The organism is Nonomuraea mesophila (assembly GCF_004352805.1).
Taxonomy (GTDB): Bacteria; Actinomycetota; Actinomycetes; order Streptosporangiales; family Streptosporangiaceae; genus Nonomuraea; species Nonomuraea longispora.
In genome coordinates, this window is the sequence record NZ_SMLD01000278.1 from 1 (window position 1) to 7,103 (window position 7,103).

At 70.8% G+C, this 7,103-nt stretch carries 7 protein-coding genes; all 7 read right to left on the bottom strand.

The window, feature by feature from the left end; all coding sequences use genetic code 11:
* Positions 1-218 precede the first annotated feature (218 nt).
* The 7 genes from whiA to E1295_RS46165 all read right to left on the bottom strand — a co-directional run bounded on the left by whiA (position 219) and on the right by E1295_RS46165 (position 6,909).
* Complete coding sequence (gene whiA, locus E1295_RS46135) at positions 219-1,199, bottom strand: DNA-binding protein WhiA (protein WP_043628190.1); 981 nt, start codon at positions 1,197-1,199, stop codon at positions 219-221.
* Between the two features lie 71 nt (positions 1,200-1,270).
* A complete protein-coding gene (locus E1295_RS46140; protein WP_246081201.1) occupies positions 1,271-2,134 on the bottom strand; it encodes a gluconeogenesis factor YvcK family protein in 864 nt (287 codons plus the stop codon).
* Positions 2,135-2,262: 128 nt separating this feature from the next.
* Positions 2,263-3,129, bottom strand: a complete 867-nt coding sequence (gene rapZ, locus E1295_RS46145; RefSeq protein WP_132641443.1) for an RNase adapter RapZ — start codon at positions 3,127-3,129, stop codon at positions 2,263-2,265.
* A 127-nt stretch (positions 3,130-3,256) separates the two neighbouring features.
* Positions 3,257-5,167, bottom strand: a complete 1,911-nt coding sequence (gene uvrC / locus E1295_RS46150; protein ID WP_132641453.1) for an excinuclease ABC subunit UvrC — start codon at positions 5,165-5,167, stop codon at positions 3,257-3,259.
* Between the two features lie 250 nt (positions 5,168-5,417).
* A complete protein-coding gene (locus tag E1295_RS46155) occupies positions 5,418-5,894 on the bottom strand; it encodes a Rieske (2Fe-2S) protein (RefSeq protein WP_132641445.1) in 477 nt (158 codons plus the stop codon).
* Positions 5,895-5,940: 46 nt separating this feature from the next.
* A complete protein-coding gene (locus tag E1295_RS46160) occupies positions 5,941-6,405 on the bottom strand; it encodes a Rieske (2Fe-2S) protein (RefSeq protein ID WP_132641447.1) in 465 nt (154 codons plus the stop codon).
* Between the two features lie 249 nt (positions 6,406-6,654).
* Positions 6,655-6,909 (bottom strand): Rieske (2Fe-2S) protein, encoded by a 255-nt coding sequence (locus tag E1295_RS46165; RefSeq protein ID WP_246081200.1) that lies wholly within the window; start codon positions 6,907-6,909, stop codon positions 6,655-6,657.
* Positions 6,910-7,103: the final 194 nt, after the last annotated feature.

The window sequence follows — 7,103 nt, forward strand, 5'->3', positions numbered from 1 at the left end:
TCCCACGAGCATGGGACCCCTCGTGCCACACGTCATGCCCGGCCCCGCCGGGAAGGTGCGCCGGGCGCCCCCCGTCAACCCAGTGGACCACGGAACCCGGCCAAGAGTGCGCTCGTCACGGCGAGCAGCCCGTGAGCCTTCACGACCGGCCAGGACAGACGGCGACCCACGTCGGCGCGTGCGGTCCACAGGGCTGTGCCGTAAAAGATCGGCAAAAGTCAGGGGGCCAGCATGTCGACGGTGAGGTTGGCCTCGGTGTTGGGGATGCCCAGGTCGGAGGCGCGCTTGTCCGCCATGGCGAGCAGCCTCCGGATGCGGCCCGCGATCGCGTCCTTCGTCAGCGGCGGATCGGCGATCTGCCCCAGTTCCTCCAGGGACGCCTGCTTGTGCTCCACCCGCAGCCGCCCCGCCACCACCAGGTGCTCGGGCGCCTCGTCGCCGAGGATCTCGAGCGCCCGCTGCACCCGCGCGCCGGCCGCCACCGCGGCCCGTGCCGAACGCCGCAGGTTGGCGTCGTCGAAGTTGGCCAGCCGATTGGCGGTGGCCCGCACCTCGCGGCGCATGCGCCGCTCCTCCCAGGCGAGCACGCTGTCGTGCGCGCCGAGCCTGGTGAGCAGCGCGCTGATCGCGTCGCCGTCGCGCACCACGACGCGGTCGACGCCGCGCACCTCGCGCGCCTTGGCATGGATCTTCAGCCGCCGGGCCGAGCCCACCAGCGCGAGGGCGGCCTCCGGCCCCGGGCAGGTGACCTCGAGCGACATCGAGCGGCCCGGCTCGGTCAACGAGCCGTGAGCGAGGAAGGCCCCGCGCCAGGCGGCCTCGGCGTCGCAGGACGCGCCCGCCACCACCTGGCGGGGCAGCCCGCGAACCGGCCGGCCGTGGTTGTCGATGAGGCCCGTCTGCCGGGCGAGCGCCTCGCCGTCGCGGTAGACGCGGACCACGTAGCGCGAACCCTTGCGCAGCCCGGCGGGCGCGAGCACGAGGACTTCCGCCTTGTGCCCGAACACCTCGCCGATGTCCTTGATCAGCCGCCGGGCCGTGGCGTTGGTGTCGAGCTCGGCCTCGATCACGATCCGCCCGCCCACCAGGTGCAGGCCACTGGCGAACCGCAGCAGCGTCGAAACCTCCGCCTTGCGGCAGCACGGCTTCAGCACCGGCAGGCGGCTCAGCTCGTCTTTCACCACACCTGTCATCGCCATAAGCGTTAGTCCTCCCCCATTCAGACCGGCTCCCGTCAGTCTCTCGCACCTTGGCGCCACGCCGACCAGGATCAACGCTTCTGGAGGAAAATCTCGTCCAGGACGGAGGCAAGACGTCGTGGGTCATGCCGGGGAGAGCCGTCCGCGGCCGCCACGTCGGCCATCACGAGCCGGGCGTCGAGGGCGGCGGCGGACTTTTCCAGCGCACCGGGATCGTCGACGATCCCGGTGTCGGCGAGTACGACGTCGATCGACAGGTCCGGAGCGTGCTGCCTGAGCACCTCCAGGTGTTGCTGGGGGGAGAAGTCGTCGGTCTCGCCCGGCTGGGGCGCGAGGTTGAGGGTGACGAGCCGCCTGGCCCTGGTCGCGTGCAGCGCCCTGGCCAGTGCGGGCACTTTGAGGTGCGGCAATACGCTGGTGAACCACGATCCGGGCCCGAACACCACCCAGTCGGCGTCGAGCACGGCCGCGACCGCCTCGGGCCGCGCAGGCGGGTCCTCGGGCACCAGCGAGATCGCCTGCACCCTGCCGGGCGTCAGGGCGCACGCCACCTGCCCGCGTACGGTCGAGATGACGCCGTCCAGCTCCACCTCGGCCACGATGTCGAGCGGCACCGACGCCATCGGCAGCACCCTGCCGTGCGCTCCGAGCAGCCGTCCGACCCATTCGAGCCCGGCCACGGAGTCTCCGAGCAGTTCCCACAGCGCGACGATCAGCAGGTTGCCCACGGCGTGCCCGTGCAGTTCGCCCTCGCTGCGGAAGCGGTGCTGCACGACCTCGCTCCACGTGCTGCCCCACTCGTCGTCTCCGCACAGAGCGGCCAGCGCCATCCGCAGGTCGCCGGGCGGCAGCACGCCGAGCTCGCGGCGCAGCCTGCCGCTGGATCCGCCGTCGTCGGCGACGGTCACCACGGCGGTCAGCCGGTCGGTGACCATCCGTAAGGCCGACAGGGAGGCGTAGAGCCCGTGCCCGCCTCCGAGCGCCACCACTTTCGGCCCGGAACCGCCGGCCTGCGTCCCGCCGGCTGCCGGATGCGGCAAGGCGGCTTGGACGCCCTCATCGGTCACTCCCGCCCCACATCCCGGTGGCTCACCTGGACCTCCATCCCGCGGTCACGCAGGCGGGCGGCGACCTGCTCGGCCATGGCCACGCTGCGGTGCTTGCCGCCCGTACACCCCACCGCGAGCGTGGCATAGCTCTTGCCCTCGCGCGCGTAGCCGGCGGCGACCACCTGCAGGACCTCCTCGTAGGCGTCGAGGAACTCCTTGGCCCCCGGCTGCCCGAGCACGTAGTCGCGGACCGGGGTGTCGAGCCCGTTCATCGGCCGCAGGTCGGGAACCCAGTGCGGGTTGGGCAGGAAGCGGCAGTCGACCACGAGGTCGGCGTCGACCGGGAGCCCGTATTTGAACCCGAACGACACGACGTTGACCCGCAGCCCCGGCCGGTCCTCCCCGCCGAAGAAGGCTACGATCTTGTGACGCAGCTCGTGCACGTTGTGCGCCGACGTGTCGATCACCAGATCGGCGTTGGCCCTGACCTCGCGCAGGATGCCCCGTTCCCTGGCGATGCCGTCGACCAGGCGCCCCTCGCCCTGCAGCGGATGCGGCCTGCGGACGTTCTCGAAGCGGCGCACCAGCTCTTCGTCGCTGGCCTCCAGGAACACCACCCGCACGCGTACGCCGCGCCCTTCGAGCTCCTCGATGGCGGCGTTGAGGTCGGTGGTGAAGGCCAGGCTGCGCACGTCGACGACGGCCGCGACCTTGTCGGCGGCCAGCTTGACCTTGCCCGCCTCCTCGGCCATCGCGAACAGCAGCCCGGGCGGCAGGTTGTCGATGACGAACCAGCCGAGGTCCTCAAGGGCTTTGGCCGCCGTGCTGCGCCCCGCCCCCGACATGCCGGTGACGATGACGAACGCCGGCTCGGTGCTCATTCTCTCACTCCGTCCGCCGGCTCGGCCTTGCGAATGTCCATGTCAGCGGCCCTCCCGGCCTCATCACCATAGCGAAGGCGGGCGAGCGGGCGGCCGGCGGCGAGGACGTCATGGCATCCTGGCGAGATCAAGGCGCATCTCCCTTCAGCGTCGACACGATCACCTCGGCGATGGACGGGCCGATGCCGGGAACCTCGCAGATCTCGGCGGCCGTGGCCGCGCGGAGCTTCTTCACGGAACCGAAGTGCTTGAGAAGCGCCTGCCTGCGCGCCGGCCCGAGACCCGGAACGCCGTCGAGCGCGCTCTCCTTCACCGTCTTGGACCTCTTGGAACGATGGTAAGTGATGGCGAAGCGATGTGCCTCGTCACGCACGCGCTGCAACAGATAAAGGCCTTCACTCGTACGCGGCATGATCACCGGCTGGTCGTCGCCGGGCAGCCAGACCTCCTCCAGCCGCTTGGCCAGGCCGCACACGGCCACGTCGTCGATGCCGAGCTCGTCGAGCGCCCGCTGCGCGGCGGCCGCCTGGGGCCCCGCGCCGTCGACCACCACCAGGTTGGGCGGATAGGCGAACTTGCGTGGCCTGCCCGTTTCGGGGTCGATCGGGCCGTGGCCCTCCTCGGCGTCGGCGTCGGGGGCCAGTTCGCCGGTGGCGGAGCGTTCTTCGAGGTAGCGGCGGAAGCGTCGCATGATCACCTCATGGATCGAGGCGACGTCGCCCTCCTTGGTCTTGACGGCGAAGCGGCGGTATTCGCTCTTGCGCGCCAGGCCGTCCTCGAACACCACCATCGACGCCACGACGTTCTCCCCCTGGAGGTGGGAGACGTCGTAGCACTCGATCCGCAGCGGCGCCTGGTCGAGGTCGAGTGCGTCGGCGATCTCCTGCAGGGCCTTGCTGCGCGTGGTGAGATCGCCGGCCCTGCGGACCTTGTGCTGGGCGAGCGACTCCTTGGCGTTGCGCTCGACCGTCTCCATCAGCGACCTCTTGTCGCCGCGCTGGGGCACGCGCACCTCGACGCGGGCACGCCGCTGCTCGGTCAGCAGTTCGGCGACCGCCTCGTGGTCGGGCGGCAGAGCGGGCACGAGCACTTCGCGGGGCATCGCGTCGGGGCTCGCCTCGGCGTACATCTGCAGCAGGAACTGCTCCACCAGCTCGCCCGGCGTGATCTCCTCGACCTTGTCGATGACCCAGCCGCGCTGACCGCGGATGCGGCCGCCACGCACGTAGAAGACCTGAACGGCGGCTTCGAGCGGGTCTTCCGCGAGCGCGATCACGTCGGCGTCGGTGCCCTCGCCGAGCACGACCGCCTGCTTCTCCAGGGCGCGCTGGAGCGCCTGGACGTCGTCGCGCAGCCGTGCGGCACGCTCGTATTCCTGCTCGGCGGCCGCCTCGCGCATCTCCTTCTCGAGCCGCTTGATGAAACGGCTGGTGTTGCCCGCCATGAAGTCACAGAAGTCCTCGGCGAGCTCGCGGTGCTCCTCGGGGGTCACCCGGCCGACGCACGGCGCCGAGCACTTGTCGATGTAGCCGAGCAGGCACGGCCGGCCGATCTGCCCCGCCCGCTTGAACACCCCCGCGCTGCACGTGCGCACGGGGAAGACCCGCAGCAGCAGGTCGACCGTCTCGCGGATGGCCCACGCGTGGGAGTAGGGGCCGAAGTAACGTGTGCCCTTGCGTCTGGCCCCGCGCATGACCTGCACGCGCGGGAAGTCGTCGGCCATGGTGACCGCGAGGTAGGGGTAGGACTTGTCGTCGCGGTATTTGACGTTGAAGCGCGGGTCGAACTCCTTGATCCAGGAGTATTCGAGCTGCAGCGCCTCGACCTCGGTGCCCACCACCGTCCAGTCGACGTCGGCCGCCGTGGTCAGCATCGACTGGGTGCGGGGGTGCAGCGCGGAGAAGTCGGCGAAGTAGGAGTTGAGCCGCTGGCGCAGGCTCTTGGCCTTGCCGACATAGATCACCCGGCCGTGTGCGTCCCTGAACCGGTAGACCCCCGGGGCATCGGGGATCGCGCCCGGTCTGGGCCGGAAACTCAAAGGGCTGCCCGCTGATCTCGCCACGGTTCAAAGACTAGTAGCCCCTACCGACAGGGTTGCCCGGCCCGCACGCCCGCGCCACCATCCACGCCCCGCGCCGCACCACGCGCCACGGACCGCGCCACGGACTGCGCCGCGCCCGACGCCACGGACCGCGCCGCGCCGCGCGCCAAGGACTGCGCCACGTGCCAAGGACCGCGCCACGACCCGCCGCGCCTCGTGCCACGGCGCGGCCGGCCGGCCGCGCCTGCTAGGCCAGGGTGATCTGGTCGCCGTCGACCTTGATCGACTGCGCGGCCAGCGGCTTGTCGGCAGGGCCGTCGGTCACCGCGCCATCGGCGATCGCGAACTTGCTGCCGTGGCACGGGCAGACGATCGAGCCGCCTTCGACCTTGTCGACCGGGCAGCCCTTGTGCGTGCAGAGTGCGCTGAACGCCTTGAAGTCACCTTCGGTGGGCTGCGTGATCACGATCTTCTGGTCGGCGAGAATCGTGCCGCCGCCGACGGGTACGTCAGCGGTCTTGGCCAGCGCACCATCGGCCTGCGGTGCGCTGGACTCCGGAGCGGCGGAGTCCGGAGCGCTGGACTCCGGTGCGCTCGACTCTGCGGCAGTGCCGGCGTCCTGTGCCGTGTCGGTGCCGCCGCCACACGCGGTGACGGCCAGCGCCAGGCCACTGGCCCCGACACCCGCGATCACCGCCCGGCGGCTCTGAAGGTCGTTTCCCATGCGCCTCACCCAAACGCACCTAGGTGAGAAAATCATGAGACAAGTTTTAGGCGAGTCTGATCTTATCGCCGTCCACGCTGATCTTCTTTTCCTCCAGCGGCCCGCCGGCCGGCCCGTCCGCCACCGAGCCGTCCTGGATGCTGAACTTGCTGCCGTGGCACGGGCAGTTGATCGTGTTGTTCGAGACCGTGGCGACGGTGCAGCCGGCGTGGGTGCACACCGCGCTGAACGCCTTGAAGTCGCCCGCGGTCGGCTGCGTGACGACGACCTTCTCGCTCTCGAAGACCTTCCCGCCGCCCTCGGGGATGTCGCTGGTGTCGGCCAGGGCCTTGCCTCCGCCGGCCGCCGCCTCCTTTTTCTTCTCCGGCGCCTCGGACGACGGCTCCTCCGCCGGTGGCTCGACCTCCGCCTCCGTCGCCGGCGAACCGTAGCTAGCGCACGCCGTCAGAATCGCCGCGAGCCCGGCGCCTCCAGCACCGAGTACCACATTCCGGCGTGTGGTTTCCGTCATGGTGCGTCCTCCCAGATTGGTTCCACTTCAGGTACGGCAGCGCTCTCGCGCCGGTTCAGCGTCCCTGAGCCCAATCCCGGTGACTACGCACATTTACCCGTTCAACGCACCTCGTCCGGCCACCCGTCAGCACCGCGTCCGGCCGCCTCGTCCGGCCGCCTCGTCCGGCCGCCTCGTCCGGCCGCCTCGTCCAGCCGCCTCGTCCGCACCGCAGCCGGCACCGCATCCGGCACTGCGTGTGGCACCGCGTCAGGCGACCACGATGCCGTCGCCCTCCACCTTGACCTGGTACGCCGCCAGCCCGCCGGTGGCGGGACCCTTGGTCGCCTTCCCGCTGTCGGCGGCGAACTCGCTCCCGTGGCAGGCGCACGTGATGACGTTGTTCTCGGGCGTGCTGACGACACAGCCCTTGTGCGTGCAGAGCGAGCTGAACGCCTTGTAGACGCCCTCCTCCGGCTGCGTGACCACGATCTTCAGGTCCTCGTTCAGGGTGCCCCCGCCCACGGGTACGTCGGCCGTCTTGGCGAGGACCTTGCCCTTCAGGGTCGGCTTGGCCTCGGCGCCACCGGCCCCGCATCCGGCACTGCGTGTGGCACCGCGTCAGGCGACCACGATGCCGTCGCCCTCCACCTTGACCTGGTACGCCGCCAGCCCGCCGGTGGCGGGACCCTTGGTCGCCTTCCCGCTGTCGGCGGCGA

What these genes read in the sequence shown, in the direction of transcription:
- whiA (WP_043628190.1), bottom strand. Translation starts at nt 1,199, where the DNA reads ATGGCGATGACAGGTGTGGTGAAAGACGAGCTGAGCCGCCTGCCGGTG.
- E1295_RS46140 (WP_246081201.1), bottom strand. Translation starts at nt 2,134, where the DNA reads ATGGTCACCGACCGGCTGACCGCCGTGGTGACCGTCGCCGACGACGGC.
- rapZ (WP_132641443.1), bottom strand. Translation starts at nt 3,129, where the DNA reads ATGAGCACCGAGCCGGCGTTCGTCATCGTCACCGGCATGTCGGGGGCG.
- E1295_RS46155 (WP_132641445.1), bottom strand. Translation starts at nt 5,894, where the DNA reads ATGGGAAACGACCTTCAGAGCCGCCGGGCGGTGATCGCGGGTGTCGGG.
- E1295_RS46160 (WP_132641447.1), bottom strand. Translation starts at nt 6,405, where the DNA reads ATGACGGAAACCACACGCCGGAATGTGGTACTCGGTGCTGGAGGCGCC.